Raw genomic sequence first — 20139 nt, 5'->3', positions numbered from 1 at the left:
GATGAGCGGGTTGTGGCTTGGTGCCGGCTCCTCGGTAAAGACATCAACTCCGGCGCCGGCGAGGGTGCCTCGGGTTAACGCATCAACGAGGGCTTGCTCGTCGACCAGCCCGCCCCGCCCGGTATTGATCAATATCGCGCTCGCTTTCATCGCGGCCAGCTCAGCCGCGCCGATCAGGTTGCGGGTCTCGTCACTGAGCGGACAGTGCAGGGTCAGGACATCGGCGGTGGCCAACACCGTCTCAAACGGGGTGTAGCCCGCTCGGCAGTCCGGCTGACCTTTGCGCTCGGCCAATAGCACCGTCATGCCCAGCGCCCGGCCCAAATCTGCTACTGCTTGTCCCAGAGTGCCGCCGCCGATGATCCCCAGGGTTGCCCCGCGAATATCGCCAATCGGATGGGTGAAGAAACAAAACTGCCCTTTTTCCTGCCACACCCCCCGTTGAATATCCTGATGATAGCCCAGCAGATTGCGCCGTAGGGCAAACATCATGGCGATCACATGCTCCGGAACCGAGTCGATGGCATAGCCGCGAATATTGCTAACCACGATGCCGTGTGCCCGGCAGTAGTCGAGATCAACGTTGTTGGTGCCGGTCGCGGCAATGGCGATCATCTTGAGCTGCGGCAGTTGGCGCAGGGTATCGGCATCCAGAATGACTTTATTGGTGATCGCGATGGTGGCGTTTTGCAGCCGCGGCAGCACCTGGTCAGGCGCGGTTGCCGGATAGGCCGTCCACTGATGTGCAAATTGCGGTGTTGGTAGGTGAATATGCTCAGGGATGGTATCCCGGTCGAGAAAGACGATCTGTTCCATGGGCTTGGCTGACGTTGAGAAATGGTGTTGATAGTTAACACTAAATCCAGCCGTCAGCTCAAGCCCGGGCGGTGATTTATGCGGGGTCTCCGAGACGCTCGGGCAGGGTGCTGCGCGGGGCGTCCGGATAAAAATCGCACGGGGCGAACAGGTGCATCGGCTGCTCGGTGGCCGGATGGCTGAAGGTCAGCTCGGCAGCGTGCAGCTGAAGCCGCGGTGCCAGGGCATAGGCTTCATCGTGGGCATAGAAGCCATCACCGAGGATCGGGTGGCCGAGCGCCTGCATATGGACGCGAAGCTGGTGCGAGCGGCCGGTCACCGGGCGCAGGCGAACCAGGGTGGTGTTGTCTGCCCGGGCCAGGACCTGGTAATGGGTGACGGAGGGCTTGCCGGTTTCATGGCAAACTTTCTGTCGCGGGCGGTTCGGCCAGTCGCAGATCAGTGGCAGATCGACCGTGCCGTGATCGGCGGCGATGTGGCCCCACACCCGGGCATAGTAGACTTTTTCGGTCAGGCGATCGCGAAACTGCGCTTTCAGGTGGCGTTCGGCCGATTTGTTCAGCGCCAGGACGATCAGCCCGGACGTGGCCATATCCAGACGGTGAATAATATGCGAGTCGGGAGATTCGGTCAGCACCCGGGTATAAATGCTGTCGTGAAAAGCCGGATCCCGGCCCGGGTTGGACAGCAGTCCGGAGGGTTTGTTGACCGCAATGATGTCTTGATCGTGATAGAGCACATCCAGCCAGGGATCGGTCGGCGGATTGTAGTCCAGTATCGGCAGTGGTCTCATGTGAAGTGTCGTCGGGTTGGTGGCACGTAAGGCGGGCATCATAGCATACCGGACTGACCCGTGCGTATCGTGTGTGGTGGGGGAAAGGGGAAAAAAATGCCGGTCACGGGGACCGGCATGGCAGTGTTCTGTTGGGGTGCAGCTTGGCAGCGTTGCTAAGCTTGTGATTAGCCGTGGCTGACCACGATCAGGCGCAATGAGTCGAGCTGGATCTGCGCTTTGGCAATGTAGCCGGTCAGCTCCTCGATCTGTGTTTCAATCAATGCCAGCTCGTCGTCGCGGATATTCGGGTTCACCGCTTTCAGCGCCTGCAGGCGGTCCAGTTCAGCGCGCAGGGTGGTTTCCATCTCGCGCTGCGCATCGGCCCGGATGGTATTCAGCTCGGTGACCACAGCCTTCTCGGCGTGCTCAATCAGGACATGGATGTCCTTTTGCACCGAGTTGACCAGCTTGCTGCCGAGATGGCGGTTGACCGGGCTGAGCTGGCGGTTGAAGCCTTCAAACTCGACATTGGCCGACAGGTTGTTGCCCTTGGCATCCAGCAGGATCCGGATTGGGGTGTGCGGCAGGAAGCGCGCAATCCCCGATTGCTTCGGTGCCTGGGCATCGACCACGTAGATCAGCTCCAGCAGCAGGGTACCGACCGGCAGGGCCTTGTTCTTCAGCAGCGAGACGGCGGTGGTGCCGACGCCTTCAGACAGCAGCAGGTCAATCCCGCCCTGGATCATCGGGTGCTCCCAGCTGATGAAGTGCATGTCTTCGCGGGCCAGTGCGGTGTCGCGGTCAAAGGTGATGGTACAACCGTCATACGGCAGGCCCGGATAGCTGGCCACCATCATGTGCTCCGACGGCGTGACCACAATCGCGTTCTCACCCTTGTCGTCCTGGTTCAGGCCGATGGTGTCAAACAAACCCAGCGCAAAGGTGACCAGGTTGGTATCGCCGTCTTTGGCAGCAATACGCTCCGCCAGTGCCTGAGCATCGGCCCCGCCGTTGGAGTGGATTTCCAGCAGGCGGTCACGGCCCTGCTCCAGTTTGGCCTTGAGCGCCTGGTGCATGGCCGCACTTTTCTCAATCAGGGCTTCCAGCGCTTCACCGTCCGGCTTGTCGCTGGCCAGCAAGTCGATCAAATCAGCACCGACGGCATCATAGATGGCGCGGCCGGTCGGGCAGGTTTCTTCGAAGGCATTCAGCCCTTCGTTGTACCAATGGGCCAGCAGGGCCTGCGAGGTGCCTTGCAGGTGCGGGACATGGATTTCGATATCGCGCTTCTGGCCGATACGGTCCAGTCGGCCAATCCGCTGCTCCAGCAGATCCGGGTTGTCCGGCAAGTCGAACATCACCAGCTGGTTGGCAAACTGGAAGTTGCGGCCTTCTGAGCCGATTTCCGAACACAGCAGCACCTGGGCGCCGTCTTCTTCCTGGCCGAAGTATGCGGCGGCCTTGTCGCGCTCGATGATCGACATGCCCTCGTGGAACACGGTGGCCCGGATCCCTTCGCGCTCGCGCAGGGCCTGCTCCAGGGTCATCGCCGTCTGGGCACGGGAGCAGATCACCAGCACCTTCTCGTCGCGGTTGGCTTTGAGCATGTCCAGCAGCCAGTTCACCCGGGGATCAAAGTTCCACCAGGTTGCGGACTCCCCTTCGAATTCCTGATAAATATCTTCCGGATACAGCAGCTTGGCCGCTTTTTGCTCCAGAGACATGTTGCCGGCCATCATTCCGGCCACGCGCATCGCGGTCTGGTACTGGGTCGGCAGCGCCAGCGGGTACAGGTTCAGGTGACGCTGCGGAAAGCCTTTGATCGCGGCACGGGTATTGCGGAACAGCACCCGGCCGGTGCCGTGGCGGTCCATCAGGTTGTCGATCAGCTCCTGGCGCACGCTGACTTGTTGCGCCGGGTCGATGTCATTGGCCTCGATGATCCGCAGCAGCGGCTCAATGTCCTGCTCCGGCAGCAGCTCGGTCAGGCTGTTTTTGGCCGCATCATCCAGCTTGTCGCCGGACAGCAGGCGGGAGACGGCGTCGGCCACCGGGGCGTACTGGCGCTCTTCCTCGACAAAAGCGTCGTAATCGTAAAAGCGGTCCGGGTCGAGCAGGCGCAGGCGGGCAAAGTGACTTTCATGGCCCAGCTGCTCCGGCGTTGCCGTCAGCAACAGCACCCCAGGACTTTTCTCGGCCAGGGCTTCGACGACCTGATACTGGCGGCTCGGCTTATCTTCGCTCCATTCCAGGTGGTGGGCTTCATCGACCACCAGCAGATCCCAGTCCGCTTCCAGCGCCTGCTCGAAGCGGCGGCGGCTCTTGCGCAGGAAATCCAGCGAGCACAGCACATACTGGGCGGTGTCAAACGGGTTGGCGGAATCGGCAAAGGCTTCGACGCAGCGCTCTTCGTCAAAAATGGAGAAATGCAGATTGAAGCGGCGCATCATCTCGACCAGCCACTGGTGCTGCAGGGTCTCCGGCACCAGGATCAGAATGCGTTCGGCACGGCCGGACAGCACCTGCTGGTGGATGATCATCCCGGCTTCGATGGTCTTCCCCAGACCCACTTCATCGGCCAGCAATACGCGCGGCGCATAACGGCGGCCGACTTCATGGGCGATGTGCAGCTGGTGCGGGATCAGGCCGGCACGCATGCCGCACAGGCCGCGCAGCGGGCTTTTATGTTGTTCATACTGATTGTTCAGTGCCCGGTAGCGCAGGGCAAAGCGGTCCATGCGATCGATCTGGCCGGCAAACAGCTTGTCCTGGGGCTTGTTGAAGCGGATCTGGTTGCTGAGGAAAATCTCGCGCAGCGGGACGTTTTCTTCGCCGGTATCGGTGCGGGTCCCGAAATAGGTGAACACCCCGTCGGTTTCATCCACCTGCTCGACTTGCAGCGACCAGCCGTCGTGGCTTTCGATCACATCGCCGACATTAAACATCACCCGGGTCACGGGGGCATCAGTGCGCGCATACAAGCGGTTTTCTTCTGTCGCAGAGAACATCAGGGTGACGGTGCGGGCATCCATTGCGACGACCGTGCCTAGTCCCAGATCACTTTCAGTATCGCTGATCCAACGTTGACCCAAAGCAAATGGCATAGTGGTTAAAACCTTCTAATTATTTGATATTAAGGAGATGCTAAGCGGGTGCTCTTCTTTTTGTGCGCTACACTGAAATATAAGTGTAAGCCAGAATCTGCACCGGCCATAAAAGGGCAGTAATGGTACTGCATGCTGTGAGCAAGGTCACGGTGAAAGTTAACAGAATTGGCTTGTGTTATTTTCGAGTCGATTGTCACAATTTTTTCATTAAATCCGGTCATTAATAGAAGTTAGATAACGCGGTTGGCGTACGCTGAAAATAACGGCACAGCAGTTGCCGTCAGACTGTTACCAAGGAGGTATCTATGGACGACACTGATCGGAAAGTGTTTGTACTCGATACAAATATTCTGCTTCATGAACCCCTCGCCGTATATTCATTTCAAGAGCATGACGTGGTCATCCCCATGACCGTGCTGGAAGAGCTGGACCGAATCAAGGATAGCAAGCGTGACGTCTCCCGGGATGCCCGGATTGCAATTCGGGCTCTGGAAGACATCTTCCACGATGCCACCCCGGAAGAGATATCCGCCGGGATCCCTTTATCCAAAGATGGCGAGGGCAGCGGGACGATTGCCATTTTTGCAGACTACGAGGTGACTGAAACCGTCCACGCCTTTGCCGACAAAGCCGGGGACAACCGGATCCTGAACGGGGTGCTGTTTCTCCAGGCCGACTATGCGCCGCGCCAGGTGGTGCTGATCACCAAAGACATCAACATGCGGCTGCGGGCCAAGGGGGCCGGGGTCTGCTATGTCGATGACTATCGCTCGGATCAGCTGATCGACGATATCCGGCTGCTGACCAAGGGGTTCTACCAGTTCCCGGGCAACTTCTGGGAGCGGGTCGGGGAGTGCCAGTCGAAAGCTGAGGGGCGCTCGACTTTGCATACCTTACCGGCGGAGCTGTTCGAGAGCCCGTTTGTGAACCAGTACCTGTATGACGAGGGCACGGATTTCGCGGCTCGGGTTCAGTCGGTCGACGGCAAGGATGTGGTGGTGAAAGATATCGGCCAGGAACGCTTGATGCACCGGCAGGCCTGGGGGATCCACCCGAAAAATATCTACCAGGGCATGGCACTCGATGCTCTGATGGACCCGAATATCGATCTGGTGATCCTGACCGGCCCGGCGGGCTGCGGGAAAACTATCCTGGCTATGGCGGCAGCTCTGGAGCAGGTGATTGAGAAAGGGATGTACGACAAGATCATCGTGACCCGGAACACGCCGGAGATCGCCGAATCGATCGGTTTCCTGCCGGGGACCGAAGAAGAGAAAATGATGCCGTGGCTGGCGGCGGTGACTGACACCATGGAAGCCTTGCACAAGAACGATGTGTGTACTGACGGCTCCATGAAATATATCTATGACAAAGCCAATATTCAGTTTAAATCGATTAACTTCATGCGCGGACGCTCGATCCAGAATGCCTTCGTCCTGCTGGATGAGTGTCAGAACTTAACCGCCTCGCAAATCAAAACCATCATCACCCGATGCGGGGAAGGCACCAAAATTGTCTGCTCCGGGAACCTGGCGCAGATTGACTCTACTTACTTATCTCCTGTGACCTCGGGCCTGACGTATATCGTTGAGCGATTCAAGAATTTCGAGGGAAGTGCCAACGTGTACCTGAACGGCGTGGTGCGCAGTCGCCTGGCCGAATTTGCCGAAGAGAACCTGTAACCCCGGTTGCGGGCCGGCCTTTCATCCACTGATATGAACGCCAAGGAGCAAGGGGAACCCTTTGCTCCTTGTGATTTTCAGGGACTGCTTTTCAGGGAGTGCGGTTAAGCCCGTCCGAGGTAGCGCTTGAGCGCGTCATGCTGCGGGCTCTCCAGCACCTCGCGGGTCGGGCCGACGACCTGGATCTGGCCCTGGTTGATAAAGGCGCAGCGGTCGGCAATCTTCAGTGCTTCTTCCGGACTGTGGGTGATCAGCAATACGGTGGTGCGGTGTTCCCGCGCCAGGCTTTTCACCAGTGCCAGCATTTCGTTGCGCAGCGCCGGATCCAACGCGGAAAACGGCTCGTCGAGCAACAGCAGCGGGCGGTTGCGCAGCAGGCAACGCGCCAGGGCAACCCGTTGTTTCTGGCCGCCGGAGAGCTGCTCCGGCAACCGGTCGAGATAAGGTTGGATCCCGACCCGCGCTGCCGCCACCACGATCTTCTCTTTATCCTCATGGGTCAGCTTCAGGCCGGGGTGCAGCCCCAGACCGAGGTTGTCGAACACGCTCAGGTGCGGAAACAGGTTGTGGTCCTGAAACAGCAAGGACAGTGGACGCTCGGACGGCAGCTGGCGCTCGATGCGCTGGCCGTTGATGATCAACTCGCCGCTGTCAGGCGTCAGGAAGCCGGCCACCATCGCCAGCAGGGTACTTTTCCCAGCGCCGCTGGGCCCGAGCAGGGCGACGATTTCGCCGGCCTCGACGTTCAGATCAAAGCAAAACAGGGTGCGCTCACACTGGCGATCGCGGCCCGGTTGGACGTAACTGTGGGTCAGTTGGTTCAGGGTTAACATCTTGGGTTCCGAATGAGCAATTTTTCCACCAGGGTAAACAGGCCCAGGCTCAGCAGCAGCAACACCAGCGCGGCCACGGCTGCTGCGTCCATCTGGTAGCTGCCGAGGAGCTGATACAGATACAGCGGCAGGGTCTGGAAGCCCTGGCTGCCGAACAGGGCGATCGCGCCCAGATCGCCCAGCGACAGCACAAAGCCCATCGCCAGCGCTTGGGCGATCGGCTTACGCAGGGCCGGCCATTCAACCAGCCGCAGCCGGGCCCAGCCCCGCATGCCGAGGCTATGGCACAGCGGGTTGTACTGCTGGGCGATGTGCAGCATCGGCTGGCTCAGGGTTTTGATCACATAGGGCAGGGCCATCAGGGCATTGACGCAGACCACCACCCAGAAGGCCGCGGCGAAGACGTCGGTGAACTGGCGCAGCAGGAGGAAGATCCCGGTGCTCAGTACCAGCCCCGGGGTGACCAGGATCATGGTGCCGATGAGCTCGATGCCGTCGGCCGACAGGCCGTGATGGCGCAACCGCCACTGACGGCTGGCCAGCAGGATGGTCACCCCGCCCAGCAATGCCAGCAGGCAGGCCAGCGAGGCAATCTTGAGGGACGTGCCAACCGCCTGCCACAAATCGGGGTTGCTGAGTAGCGCCGGGAGTTGCGGGTTCAGCCCGGCGCTGACCACGGCCAGCAGCGGCGGCAGCACCAGCAGCAAGGTCAGGCCGATCCACAGTCCGTCCCAGGCCCGGGCCTGCCAGCTGTCGTGCTGCGGCGGCAACGGACGTGCGGTCGCGCCGCTCTGGGTGGCCAACGGCTTGGCAAACCGCTGGCTGAACAACACCAGGCCGCAGCAGATCAGCATTTGCCACAGGGCCAGCATGGCCCCGCCTGCCAGATCAAAGTCATAACGCAGCGCCTGGTAGATCGCCAGCTCAATGGTGGTCGCCTTGGGGCCGCCGCCGAGCGACATCACCACGGCAAAACTGGTAAAGCAAAGCATGAACACCAGGCCGATGACCTGCGGCAACTGCTGGCGCAACCGCGGCCAGGCGATCAGGCGGAACTTGCTCCGGCCGCGTATCCCTAAATGGGCGGCCAGCTGGTGCTGCTCGTAGGGAATGCCGTCCAGGCTCTGGTACAGCAGCCGGGTGGCCAGCGGCAAATTGAGAAAGACGTGGGCCAGTAAAATGCCGTGGAGCCCATAGATGGAAAACGGCATCGACCCGCCCCAATTTTCCAGCCACTGGGCCAGCAAACCGCTTTTACCGTAAATCGCCAGCAAGCCGAACACGGCAACCAGCACCGGCAGCACCAGCGTCATGGCAAACAGGCGCAGCAACAGCTGACGGCCGGGAAAACGGCGGCGGGAGAACGCATAGGCGATCGGAATGGCCGGAACAATGCTCAGCAGTGTGGACAGGAATGCCTGGTAGAAACTAAAACCGGTGATATGGCGCAGGTAGGGATCCTGCCAGATCAGCCACGGGCTCAGGGCGTGGGCCTGGCTGATCAGGGCGCTCAGGGCACTGACCACCAGGACCACAATGAACCCGGCCGAGATCAGGCCGGGCAGAACTTGGGTTACGCGGGTATTCAACAGAGTCTCGCTATCAACGGGTCAGTGCATGTTGCCATTCACGGATCCATCCACGTCGGTTCGCCGCAACATCCTCTGCGGTAAATTCCAGTGACTTGGCCGGCACCGTCAATTGCTCAAACCCTTGTGGCAGGGACTGTTTGATCACCGGATACATCCAGTTGCCAGTCGGGATTTCGGTCTGGAATTGCGGCGTCAGGATAAAGGCCATGAACTGATCGGCCAGCTTCTGGTTGTGGCTGTTTTTCAGCTTGGCAGCCACTTCCACCTGCATATAGTGGCCTTCGCTGAAGTTCGCCGCTTTGTACTTGCTTTCGTTCTCGGCAATCAGGTGATACGCCGGGGAGGTGGTGTATGAAAGCACCAGATCCGATTCGCCCTTGAGGAACATGCTGTAGGCTTCCGACCAGCCCTTGGTGACGGTCACGGTCTTCTTCGCCAGCTGCTGCCAGGCGTCGCTGGCTTGCTCGCCGTAGACGGATTTCATCCACAGCATCAGGCCCTGGCCCGGGGTGGAGGTGCGCGGATCCTGGTAAATGATGCTCAGATCGTCGCGCTGAACCAGCTCTTTTAAGCTCTTCGGCGGATTGCTCAGCTTGCTGCTGTCATAAATAAAGGCAAAGTAGCCGTAGTCATACGGGACAAAGGTGGTGTCCTGCCAGCCGTTCGGCAGGGCCAGCTTGCTGGTGTCGAGTTGGTGCTCGGCCAGCAGGCCGGTATTTTTCGCTTCGCTGATCAGGTTGTTATCTAGCCCCAGCACGATATCGGCCTGGGTGCTTTTGCCTTCCAGGCGCAGACGGTTAAGGATGGAAACGCCATCGTCCAGGGCGACAAATTCCAGATTACAGCCGCACTGGGCCTCGAAGGCTTTTTCAATCGCCGGGCCCGGTCCCCAGTCAGAGGCAAACGAGCTGTAGGTATAGACGGTCAGGGTGTCATCGGCAGCCCAGGCAGAGCCGGCGGCCATCGCCAGTGTTAAGATCGACAGGTGTTTTTTCACGGTGCGCTCCTGATACTCTTGCGTCCTGCAAGAGAAAAAATCGGTTGAGCGGCTTAGGGTTGAGAAGGGCTCGCGGCATCGTGCAGCGACTTGGAAAAGCAAAGGCACTTCAAATCATCTCAATTCCTACGCCAGCATGATCTGGTTCAGGTTCAATGGGTTCTGCGTTGGCAGTCTCAGTCTGAGCGGGCTCAGACACCCCATGAGAACAGCCGGTATTGTAATCCGCCCGGCGGTGGGTTGCCAGCTTCTCGGGATCGACCGAAAACCCAGGCACTTTAGAACGAAGGCCCAGGCGCGCTAGACCGGAGCCGCCGTCTGTTAACGGGCCTCGTTCAGGGCCCAGTTATAGTCGTAGCTGACGCGGTTGAGCGTCACGGGTTCGCCATCCCGGTAGCGGTTGAGGTGGCGCTGCAACTGGTCACGGGTGCCGAAATCGCTGCCGTACCAGTCATAAATTGACGACAGGCGTACTTGGTTGTCTCGCACTGCGACGCCTTTGTCGCTGTTGATAAAACGCCGGGCACTTTGCTCAAGCAGGGCTTCGGCATTGGCGGCGGTAAAGGCCTGCGGCTGAAGATCCGGGCAGCCGAGGCTGGCGCAGTTCACCACGTAATGGATGCGCGGATCCTGCCAGATTGGGCGCAGGATCCGGTGTTCAATGTCATTGAGGGTCAGCGCTTTGCCGTTGATGGTGATGACGGCGTCATTCCAGGGCCCGAAGCTGAACAGGCCGCCGAGTTTGGTGATCGAGCTCACCGGGTAGTTATCGAGGATCAGCCTGACGGTGAGGGCATTATACAGGTTGACCCAGTAGGCAAATTGCTCGCGGCGGTTGAGCTGGCGCGGATCGCGCTGGCTCAGCTCGCGCAGGTAGCGGCCCAGCTCGTAGCGGTCGGCATCGCTGACCTGGCGGTAGCGAAACAGGGTTTGGGTCGGTTGGGGGACGAGATAGGTATCGAGCAGCTGTTGCCAGCGGCTGTGGTCGACCTGCACAGTGCTGGCGGCGTTATGCGGTTGCCAGTACGGCCAGAGATCGGCTTTCGGGGCGGCAAAAGCACCGGCCGAGAGGCAGAGCAGGAGCAAGGAAATCAGGAGTCGCATAGGGTGTCCTTTCGAGCAGGAAATATGTATCCATTGTAGATGACCTGCGAGTGGCTGATTTATTTCAATTTTCTGTGAAAATTTCCAGGGATGAAAAAGCCCCGGCGCGGTGGCCGGGGCGAGGATGGATGATATCAGTAATCAGGCCAGAAATGCCGGAATATTGCGTTCATATTCCGCGATTTTATCCTCATGCTGCAGAGTCAGGCCGATGTTATCCAGACCGTTCAGTAGGCAGTGGCGGCGGAACTCGTCGATTTCAAAGGAGTACTGCTTGCCGTTGGCGGTGACCGTCATGGCTTCTAAATCCACTGTGATTTCCGCACCTTCGTTGGCGGTGACGAAGGTGAACAGTTCGTCGACTTCGGTGTCGCTCAGGCGCACCGGCACCATCTGGTTGTTGATGGAGTTGCCGTAGAAAATGTCGGCAAAGCTCGGCGCAATCATCACCTGGATGCCGTAATCGGCCAGTGCCCACGGGGCGTGCTCGCGGGATGAGCCGCACCCGAAGTTCTCCCGTGCCAGCAGGATACTGGCACCCTGATAGCGCGGCGCGTTCATCACGAAATCCGGGTTCGGTTGCTCACCGGCATCATCTAAAAAGCGCCAGTCATGAAACAGATGCTTGCCGAAGCCGGTGCGGGTGACTTTCTGCAAAAACTGTTTCGGGATAATGGCATCGGTATCCACGTTGGCAGCATCCAAAGGCACTACCAGGCCGGTGTGTTGTTTAAATCCTGTCATTGCTTTCGTTCCTTCTGAATTACGCAGTCGCGGCTTCTGGTTCCAGCGCGCGGATATCGACAAAGTGACCGGCACAGGCAGCAGCGGCGGCCATCGCCGGGCTGACCAGATGAGTACGGCCGTCACGGCCCTGGCGGCCTTCAAAGTTACGGTTACTGGTCGAGGCGCAGCGCTCGCCCGGGCCCAGGCGGTCATTGTTCATTGCCAGACACATGGAACAGCCCGGCAGGCGCCATTCAAAACCGGCTTCAATAAAGATTTTATCCAACCCCTCTTGTTCGGCCTGCGCTTTGACCTGCTCAGAGCCCGGTACTACCAGCGCTTGTACATTCGGCGCGACCTTACGCCCTTTGGCGACGGCAGCGGCGGCGCGCATATCTTCGATGCGCGAGTTGGTGCACGAGCCGATAAAAACTTTGTCGATGGCAAAATCAGACAGCTTCTTGCCCGCTTCCAAGCCCATGTAGGCCAGGGCTTTGGCGGCGGATGCCTGTTCGACCGGGTCGGCGAAATCACTCGGGGCCGGGATCGGCTCATCGACGGCAATGACCTGGCCTGGGTTGGTGCCCCAGGTCACTTGCGGTTTGATGTCTTTGGCTTCTAAGGTCACCTCGGCATCGTATTCGGCGCCGGCGTCGGTTTTCAGGGTTTGCCAGTAGGCCACGGCGGCATCCCAATCAGCCCCGGTCGGGGCAAATTTTCGGCCCTGGACATAATCAAAGGTGGTTTGGTCCGGGGCGATCAGTCCGGCTTTGGCGCCCAGCTCAATGGCCATGTTACACACCGTCATCCGCCCTTCCATCGACAGGTCGGTAATGGCCTCTCCACAGAACTCAACCACATAGCCGGTGCCACCGGCGGCGGTGGTTTTGCCGATGATCGCCAGCACGATATCTTTGGCAGTAATGCCCGGCGCGACCTTGCCTCTGACCTCGATTTTCATCGTTTTGGCACGGCCTTGCTTCAGGGTCTGGGTTGCCAGCACGTGTTCGACTTCGGAGGTGCCGATGCCGAACGCCAGCGAGCCGAACGCGCCGTGCGTGGCGGTGTGGGAGTCGCCACAGACAATGGTCATGCCCGGCAGGGTGATGCCCAGCTCCGGACCCATGACGTGGACGATGCCCTGGTATTTGTGGTTCAAATCGTACAGGGTGACGCCGAACTCCTCACAGTTCTTGGCCAGGGTTTCCATCTGGATCCGCGCCATCTCGCCCGAGGCTTTGATGTCTTTGGTTTGGGTCGAGACGTTGTGATCCATGGTGGCGAAGGTTTTACTGACCTGGCGCACCTTGCGGCCTTTTTCGCGCAGGCCGTCAAAGGCCTGCGGCGAAGTCACTTCATGGACCAGATGACGGTCGATGTACAGGATCGGGGTTTCGCCTTCCGCCGCGACCGCAACGTGGGCATCGTAGACTTTTTCGTAAAGCGTCTTCGGCGCTTTTGCTTCTGTGTTTGACATTGCTCGGGTGCTCCTCGTTCTGGTTATGCTTGGCGGATGTAGGCGGCAATCTTGTCGCCCATCTCGCTGGTGGACAGCGCCGGGTGAGTGCCGGCCAGATCGGCGGTCAGCTCACCGGCTTCCAGCGCCTGCGAGACGGCCTGCTCAATGGCGCGGGCCGCGGGCTCTTCACCCAGGCTGTAGCGCAGCATCAGCGCGGCGGACAGGATCTGGGCCACCGGGTTGGCAATATTTTTCCCGGCGATGTCCGGGGCGGAGCCGCCGGCAGGCTCGTACATGCCGAACTTGTCCTGGTTCAGGCTGGCCGAAGGCAGCATCCCCATTGAGCCGGTGATCATTGCGCATTCATCCGAGATGATGTCGCCGAAGATGTTGGAGCACAGCATGACGTCAAACTGGGACGGATCTTTGATCAGCTGCATGGTGGCGTTGTCGATGTACATGTGGCTCAGGCTGACGTCCGGGTAGTCCCGGGCGACTTCCTCAACCACTTCGCGCCACAGGATTGAGCTTTGCAGCACGTTGGCTTTGTCAATTGAGCAGACTTTCTTGCCGCGCAGCAGCGCCGATTCAAACGCGATCCGGGCGATCCGCTCAATTTCATAACGGTGATAAATTTCGGTATCAAATGCCTTTTCCTGGGCCCCTTCGCCCTCGCGGCCTTTCGGCTGGCCGAAGTAGATCCCGCCGGTCAGCTCGCGCACCACGACGATGTCAAAACCGCGCTCGGAAATGTCGGCCCGCAGCGGCGAGAAGCGCTCCAGACCGGCGTGGATCTGCGCCGGACGCAGGTTACAGAACAGCTGGAAGTGCTTGCGCAGCGGCAGCAGGGCACCGCGCTCCGGCTGATCATTGGGTGGCAGGTGCTCCCATTTCGGACCGCCGACCGAGCCGAACAGCACGGCATCGGCAGCTTCACAGCCTTTCAGGGTGGCATCCGGCAACGGGCAGCCATGGTTGTCGATGGCAATGCCGCCGACATCATATTCGGTGCAGTTTAAGGTGAAGCCAAACTTTTCCTGGACGGCGTCCAGCACTTTATGGGCTTGTTGCATCACTTCCGGGCCAATGCCGTCACCGGGTAAAACGGCGATTTGATAAGTACCTGCCATGGTTATACGGTCTCCATATGGGATTTTTGTTTAATTTGCTCAATCTGATCGGCACGGTGAATACTGTTGATCACGTGCAATAGCGCCTGGCCGGAGGCTTCGACAATGTCGGTCGCCAGGCCGGTGCCGTGGTATTTGCGGCCTTTATAGTTGGCAATGATATCGGCCTGACCCAATCCGTCTTCGCCTTCGCCCTTGGCGGTCAGGTCGAATTTATCCAGCACGATGTCGTAGCCGGTCAAACGGTAGATGCACTGGTACAGGGCGTCGACCGGGCCGTTGCCGACTGCCGCTTCGCATTTTTCTTCCTCACCACATTGCAGCTTGATGCTGGTGGTGGCCATCACGCTGCCGGACTGCACGCTCAGGTAATTCAGCTTGTAGTAATCGTCCTCGTCGCGCAGGTTGGCGAAATACATCAGCGCTTCCAGGTCGTAGTCGAACACCTGGCCCTTGCGGTCGGCCAGCTTCAGGAAGTCGGCATACAGGGTATCCAAGTCGTACTCGTTCTCGCTGTAGCCCATGGTGTCCATGTGGCTCTTCACTGCGGCGCGGCCGGAGCGTGAGGTCAGGTTCAGCGCCTGATTCTTCAGGCCGATCGATTCCGGGGTCATGATCTCGTAAGTGTTCTTGTTCTTCAGCATGCCGTCCTGGTGAATGCCGGAGGAATGGCTGAAGGCATTGGCACCGACAATCGCCTTGTTGGCCTGGATCGGCATGTTGCACAACTGGCTGACCAGCTTGCTGGTGCGAGAGATTTCCTCATACTTCAATCCGGTGTGGACACCCAGCAGCTCGGCGCGGGTTTTGATGATCATCGCGATCTCTTCCAGGGCGCAGTTCCCGGCCCGCTCGCCGATACCATTGATGGTGCCTTCGACCTGACGGGCCCCGGCCTGAATTGCGGCCATGGAGTTGGCGACCGACATGCCCAAATCGTCGTGGCAGTGGACGGAAATCACGGCTTTATCAATGTTCGGTACCCGGTTGAACAGCTGGGTGATGATGCCGCCGAACTCGCTCGGCAGGGTGTAGCCGACGGTGTCCGGGATGTTGACCGTGGTCGCCCCGGCGTTGATCGCGGCTTCGACCATCCGGCACAGGTTGTCAATCGGGGTACGTCCGGCATCTTCACAGGAGAACTCGACATCATCGGTGTACTGGCGGGCACGTTTGACCGCGGCAACGCCCATCTCGATCACGTCGTCATAGCTGCGGCGCAGTTTGTCCTGAACATGGATGGTCGAGGTAGAGATAAAGGTGTGGATACGGAAGGCTTCGGCAACTTTCAGGGATTCGGCAGCGACATCAATGTCTTTGGCTACCGCGCGGGACAAGGCACAGACCCGGCTGTTTTTGATGTGCCGGGCGATGGTCTGGACCGATTCAAAATCACCCGGCGAGGAGACAGGGAAACCGGCCTCAATCACATCGACGCCCAATCGCTCCAATGCATAGGCGATTTGCAGTTTTTCTTTGACCGTTAAGCTGGCGGACAGCGCTTGCTCGCCGTCGCGTAAGGTGGTGTCGAAAATTATGACCTGATCATTCATGGCTGCTTCCTTTTGTTGCCTGCCTGGTGTGTTTGCATCCGCTGCGCCGGCTTTTGATATAAAAAACCCGCGCTATTGCGCGGGTTTCTTGAATTCTTCGTGGTGTTTTCCACCCATCAGCTACCCGCGCGATTGTTCACGATAAGGAGGAGGCTAATGAGTAGGGAAAAACGTGTTTGCATGTTTTCAATAATATCCACAAAGTTGATTAACAAATGAATACCAAATAGACAGGTTCACCGTCAACCATAAATTGAATAAATATTTAGCAGATATAATTAATGTGCTGATAAATAGGGCATTTGTGGTGAGGGGCGGGGTTGCCCCCATGGCGGCTCCCTGTTGCCCGGCCAGTGGCGTTCGATTTTTTTGAAAAATTCATCATTGCAGCCTTGCTGTTGAATTAAAGGGGGGCGACGCCGGCAGGGAGTTCACGTATGTTATTCATCATGTGATTAATTTACGGAGTGTGCAGATGACAGGAAAAGCAGGTCGCCCGGTGGGGGGATCCGATGCCAGGGCGCGGCTGATCGAAGCCGCCCGGCAACTGTTTGTGGCCTTGCCTTACGCCAAGGTCTCGACCCGGATGGTCGCCAATCGGGCGGAAGTGAATGTCGCTTTGATCCGGTACTATTTCGGCAACAAGGGCGGTTTGTTTGAAGCCATGTTGCGGGAGTCGATCGCGCCGATCCAGACTCAACTCAATAAAATGATCAAAGCCGGGAATATCCATTGTATCGGCGAGCTGATGCGCACCTACTATCGGATCATGATCCCGAATCCGGATCTGCCGAAGCTGATTGTGCGTGCCATGATGCTGGCGCCCGGAGATGTTCAGCGTCAGGCCATCGAGGCCATCTTTCGCGACATCGCGCCGCTGGCCCAGTCATTGATGTTGGATCAGGTGCAGGACCAGGGATTACTGCGGGCCGATGTTGAGCCGGAAATGGCCAAGATGACGATGATCAGCATGATGGTGTTTCCGTTTCTGGCGCCGCCGTCTTTGCTGGGACTCCATGGGATCACCATGGATGAGGATTGGCTCAATGACCTGGCGGAGCACAATGTCAACGTGCTGATGCAGGGGGTACTGGCACCGTCGATCGCGGAGGCCGCCGCCAAAAAATCCGCCTGATGTCTGCCCCGGTCGGGCACCGGAGAGGCCGGGCGGCATTTGTCATTGAGGCTCCTTGAAAACGTCACGGCCCTGTCACATCCCTTTTTTAGGCTGAGGATAATTGAGTCAGCGAAGGGTTTGAACATGACCGTTCTTGCACCGATACAGCGTTTTGATACCGCGTTTTCGAGTCTTTGTCTGTGCCACCGGTTTAACCGCCAGGTTGCGACCTTCAGTCGCGCGGTGTCACGCTCCGGGGATGGGCCGCTCTATGTGGCCTTCGGCCTGGTGGCCTGGCTGTTTGACAAGCAGCAGGGCGCCCAGGTGCTGACGCTCGGGTTGCTGGCCTTCCTGCTGGAGCTGCCGGTGTACCTGGTGCTGAAAAATATGTTTAAACGGGAACGTCCCCGCGAACTGCCCAGTTTTATCCAACCGTCTGACAAGTACAGCCTGCCCTCCGGCCATACGGCTGCCGCCTTCATTATGGCTTCGCTCATTACGACCTTTTATCCCGCTGCCGCCTGGATCGTCTGGCCCTGGGCGGTGATGGTCGGGTTGTCCCGGGTGCTGCTCGGGGTTCATTTTATTACCGATATTATTGCCGGCGCTGTGCTCGGTCTGGTGTGCTTTGAGCTCGTGTTGGGGGCGCTATGAAAATACTGTACGGGATCCAGGGAACCGGCAACGGCCATATTTCGCGGGCGCGGGAAATGGCCCGCGCCTTTCGCCAGCTTGGCGTCGAGGTGGACTACCTGTTTTCCGGCCGCCCCGCGGCGCAATATTTCGATATGGCCTGCTTCGGGGATTTCCAGACCCGCCGCGGCCTGACCTTTGTGACGGAAAATGGCCAGCTGAACCAATGGAAAACCCTGACTCATAACCGGCCGGGAGCGTTTCTGCACGATGTGCGTCAGCTGGATCTCCGTGATTATGATGTGGTGCTCAACGACTTTGAGCCGGTGTCGGCCTGGGCGGCGAAGCGGCAGAAGGTGCACAGCATCGGGATCAGCCACCAGAATGCTTTCCTCCACCCGGTGCCGAAAAAAGCCGAGACGGCCGTGGATCGGTTGATCACCCGCTATTTCGCCCCGACGTCCCAGCAACTCGGACTGCACTGGCACCACTTCGGGCATTTGATCCTGCCGCCGATCGTGCCGCCGACCCAGGGGCTCATACCCGACAGCGACGGCAGTATTTTGGTCTACCTGCCGTTTGAAGAGCTGGGCAAGGTCCTGGCCCTGCTGACCCGTTTCTCCCAAATCCATTTTTACTGCTATCACCCGGCGGTCAAGCAGGATCAGGAGCTGGAAAATATCAGTATCCGCGCACTCAACCGGGACAGCTTTCATCACCGGTTGCACCGCTGTGCCGGGGTGATTGCCAATGGCGGTTTTGAACTCCCTTCCGAGGCGATTGTGCTGGGGAAAAAGTTGTTGCTCAAGCCGCTGCACGGCCAGTATGAGCAGCAGAGCAACGTGGCAACGCTGGAGCAGATGGGCCTGGCGATGTCGATGGCTTATCTGGATCCGTCCGCGGTGCGCCAGTGGCTCGACAGCGAGGCTGCCGGGGCGGTGGTGCTGCCGGATGTGGCGCTGGCGGTTGCCCGTTGGGTGCTGGCCGGGGAATGGCATCAGTCTGATGAATTATGGCAACAGCTCTGGCAGCAGGTGGAATTCCCGGAGCTGGTGCGGGAAGCCATGGCAGAATTTGACCCGCCGGCGCAGGCGAACAGCCCGCTTTTTTCAATCAGCGGGAGTTATTGATCTGCTACGAACCTGGTGGTGTACCGTGTTTTTCGGGGCGATTTTCGGCGGAAAATTGCCCCGTTTTGCAGCGGCTCAGGTGGTTTAAGAAAGATTTAGAACATTTTAGAAGTTTTGTAATTAATTGTTTTTCATGATTTTTGGTGGGTTTCTTTGTCTCTTTTTGAGGTGCCTTTACATTTGCTCACATTCGGCCATTGGTTTCGTCAATCTATTTCAATAATACTTGGCCGCACGCCGAGCATGAGTCTGTTGCTCGAGGGCTGAGGAGCAGCTCTTTCCATTTTAGCGGCGGCACAATGGATCTTGCCCCGGAAGGTATTGAAGTAGAGGCAACCAATGACGCGAAGAAGTTCACCTATTCATCCGACGGATAGTTTTGGTACAGAGTCAACGCTACGGGGCGTGGATCTGAATTTGCTGACGGTATTTGATGCGGTGATGCAAGAGCAAAACATCACCCGTGCGGCACAGAACCTGGGGATGTCCCAGCCTGCGGTCAGCAACGCGGTGGCCCGGCTGAAAGTGATGTTTAGTGATGAGCTGTTCATTCGTCATGGCCGCGGCATTCAGCCAACGCTGCGGGCCAAGCAGATCTTCGGTCCGATCCGTCAGGCGCTCCAACTGGTTCGCAATGAGCTGCCGTCGTCCATTTTTGACCCGGAAACCTCCAACCGCGCGTTCAAGTTGGCTGTGTGCAGCCCGTCCGATATTCGGTTTGCCCCACGGATTTTAAGCCAGATCGCCGCGCAGGCACCGAATCTGCGAATTCACCTGGAAGCTGAGTTTGATGCTGAGCTGTCGCAGAAAATGCGCTATCAGGAAATTGATTTTGTGATCGACTACGTTCGCTTTGACGAGCCGGGCTTTAGCAGCACTGAGCTGTTCAGCGACGAGCTGGTGGTGATCACGGCCAACAACCACCCGCGCCTGGATGACACCATCAGTGCGGCGGAGTTTGCCGCGGAAAAACATGCGGTGCTCAAGCCTGTGCCGGGGGTGAAGCTGTTTGCCGATCGGATTTATACCCAGCCGACCCATTTCCATGAAGCCTATCAGGGCGCCAGCCTGAGCAATATGATGTACGTGGTCGGTCAGTCTGATTTGATTGCGGTGGTGCCGCGCTGGTTGGCGGAATCGACGCAGGAGGCGTTGCAGCTGAAGATCATGAGCCTGCCGTTTGAGCATGACCGGATCAGCGGTTACTTGAGCTGGCATGAATCGTCTGAAAAAGACAAAGGCCATATCTGGATGCGCGATCAACTGATGGCGGTCTGCGGGGACACCACAGCCTGAAGGGTCTGAACCTGCGACGTGACGGGCGCGCACTGGCACGCCCGTGATTGGGCTTTTGCCCGGGGTCGGACCGGACTCGCACCGGGTTCCCCTGCGGCTCTGTGCGGCCTGCAAGATCCTCCCGATTTTCCCCCTCATTTCCCCGATGTTCTGCCGCTCAGCGGCAAAGGCGGCGCAACTTTGTACCAA

Annotated in this window: 16 protein-coding genes and 1 riboswitch; of the genes, 5 read left to right on the top strand and 11 right to left on the bottom strand. The window is 58.7% G+C overall.

From position 1 onward, the window contains the following. The 3 genes from VV869_RS17825 to rapA form a co-directional block, all read right to left on the bottom strand. On the bottom strand, nucleotides 1-816 hold an 816-nt coding region (locus VV869_RS17825; RefSeq protein WP_337736260.1), incomplete at its 3' end, for a D-2-hydroxyacid dehydrogenase. Between the two features lie 76 nt (nucleotides 817-892). Then, complete coding sequence (gene rluA / locus VV869_RS17820) at nucleotides 893-1609, bottom strand: bifunctional tRNA pseudouridine(32) synthase/23S rRNA pseudouridine(746) synthase RluA (protein WP_337736267.1); 717 nt, start codon at nucleotides 1607-1609, stop codon at nucleotides 893-895. 167 nt (nucleotides 1610-1776) lie between these two features. Next, nucleotides 1777-4695: an RNA polymerase-associated protein RapA gene (gene rapA / locus VV869_RS17815; RefSeq protein ID WP_337736259.1), complete on the bottom strand. Its 2919-nt coding sequence runs from the start codon at nucleotides 4693-4695 to the stop codon at nucleotides 1777-1779. Between the two features lie 308 nt (nucleotides 4696-5003). On the opposite strand from rapA, the gene VV869_RS17810 reads away from it, so the two are divergent. Beyond that, entirely contained in the window at nucleotides 5004-6380 is a 1377-nt protein-coding gene (locus tag VV869_RS17810) for a PhoH family protein (protein ID WP_337736258.1), read from the top strand. Nucleotides 6381-6484: 104 nt separating this feature from the next. Here the strand turns inward: VV869_RS17810 and thiQ are convergent, their stop codons facing one another. The 8 genes from thiQ to leuA all read right to left on the bottom strand — a co-directional run bounded on the left by thiQ (nucleotide 6485) and on the right by leuA (nucleotide 15774). Beyond that, complete coding sequence (gene thiQ / locus VV869_RS17805) at nucleotides 6485-7213, bottom strand: thiamine ABC transporter ATP-binding protein (RefSeq protein ID WP_337736257.1); 729 nt, start codon at nucleotides 7211-7213, stop codon at nucleotides 6485-6487. Then, nucleotides 7207-8802, bottom strand: a complete 1596-nt coding sequence (gene thiP, locus VV869_RS17800; protein ID WP_443147335.1) for a thiamine/thiamine pyrophosphate ABC transporter permease ThiP — start codon at nucleotides 8800-8802, stop codon at nucleotides 7207-7209. The genes thiQ and thiP overlap by 7 nt, the downstream gene beginning before the upstream one ends. A gap of 13 nt (nucleotides 8803-8815) precedes the next feature. After that, on the bottom strand, nucleotides 8816-9769 hold the full coding sequence (thiB, locus tag VV869_RS17795) for a thiamine ABC transporter substrate binding subunit (RefSeq protein ID WP_337736265.1): 954 nt from the start codon (nucleotides 9767-9769) through the stop codon (nucleotides 8816-8818). 138 nt (nucleotides 9770-9907) lie between these two features. Then, a riboswitch (TPP riboswitch) is annotated at nucleotides 9908-10015 on the bottom strand. 108 nt (nucleotides 10016-10123) lie between these two features. Further along, nucleotides 10124-10906, bottom strand: a complete 783-nt coding sequence (locus VV869_RS17790; RefSeq protein ID WP_337736256.1) for a DUF547 domain-containing protein — start codon at nucleotides 10904-10906, stop codon at nucleotides 10124-10126. Nucleotides 10907-11047: 141 nt separating this feature from the next. Further along, a complete protein-coding gene (gene leuD / locus VV869_RS17785) occupies nucleotides 11048-11650 on the bottom strand; it encodes a 3-isopropylmalate dehydratase small subunit (protein WP_337736255.1) in 603 nt (200 codons plus the stop codon). Between the two features lie 19 nt (nucleotides 11651-11669). Then, nucleotides 11670-13109, bottom strand: coding sequence for a 3-isopropylmalate dehydratase large subunit (gene leuC / locus VV869_RS17780; protein ID WP_337736254.1), 1440 nt, complete (start codon nucleotides 13107-13109; stop codon nucleotides 11670-11672). A 23-nt stretch (nucleotides 13110-13132) separates the two neighbouring features. Next, on the bottom strand, nucleotides 13133-14221 hold the full coding sequence (gene leuB, locus VV869_RS17775; RefSeq protein WP_337736253.1) for a 3-isopropylmalate dehydrogenase: 1089 nt from the start codon (nucleotides 14219-14221) through the stop codon (nucleotides 13133-13135). A 2-nt stretch (nucleotides 14222-14223) separates the two neighbouring features. Then, nucleotides 14224-15774: a 2-isopropylmalate synthase gene (leuA, locus tag VV869_RS17770; protein WP_261601040.1), complete on the bottom strand. Its 1551-nt coding sequence runs from the start codon at nucleotides 15772-15774 to the stop codon at nucleotides 14224-14226. Between the two features lie 475 nt (nucleotides 15775-16249). Between leuA and VV869_RS17765 the strand changes: the two genes are divergently transcribed. The 4 genes from VV869_RS17765 to leuO all read left to right on the top strand — a co-directional run bounded on the left by VV869_RS17765 (nucleotide 16250) and on the right by leuO (nucleotide 19950). Next, nucleotides 16250-16909, top strand: a complete 660-nt coding sequence (locus VV869_RS17765) for a TetR/AcrR family transcriptional regulator (RefSeq protein WP_337736252.1) — start codon at nucleotides 16250-16252, stop codon at nucleotides 16907-16909. Between the two features lie 126 nt (nucleotides 16910-17035). Beyond that, nucleotides 17036-17545, top strand: a complete 510-nt coding sequence (locus tag VV869_RS17760) for a phosphatase PAP2 family protein (protein ID WP_337736251.1) — start codon at nucleotides 17036-17038, stop codon at nucleotides 17543-17545. Further along, nucleotides 17542-18654, top strand: coding sequence for an MJ1255/VC2487 family glycosyltransferase (locus tag VV869_RS17755; protein ID WP_337736250.1), 1113 nt, complete (start codon nucleotides 17542-17544; stop codon nucleotides 18652-18654). Before VV869_RS17760 ends, VV869_RS17755 begins: the two co-directional genes overlap by 4 nt. Before the next feature lie 339 nt (nucleotides 18655-18993). Continuing rightward, a complete protein-coding gene (leuO, locus tag VV869_RS17750) occupies nucleotides 18994-19950 on the top strand; it encodes a transcriptional regulator LeuO (protein WP_337736249.1) in 957 nt (318 codons plus the stop codon). The last annotated feature ends 189 nt before the right edge of the window (nucleotides 19951-20139 follow it).

Origin of the sequence: Photobacterium sp. MCCC 1A19761 (assembly GCF_037389125.1) — a bacterium.
Classification (GTDB): Bacteria; Pseudomonadota; Gammaproteobacteria; order Enterobacterales; family Vibrionaceae; genus Photobacterium.
The sequence above is the reverse complement of the archived record's forward strand: the minus strand, read 5'-3'. Positions and strand labels throughout refer to the sequence as shown.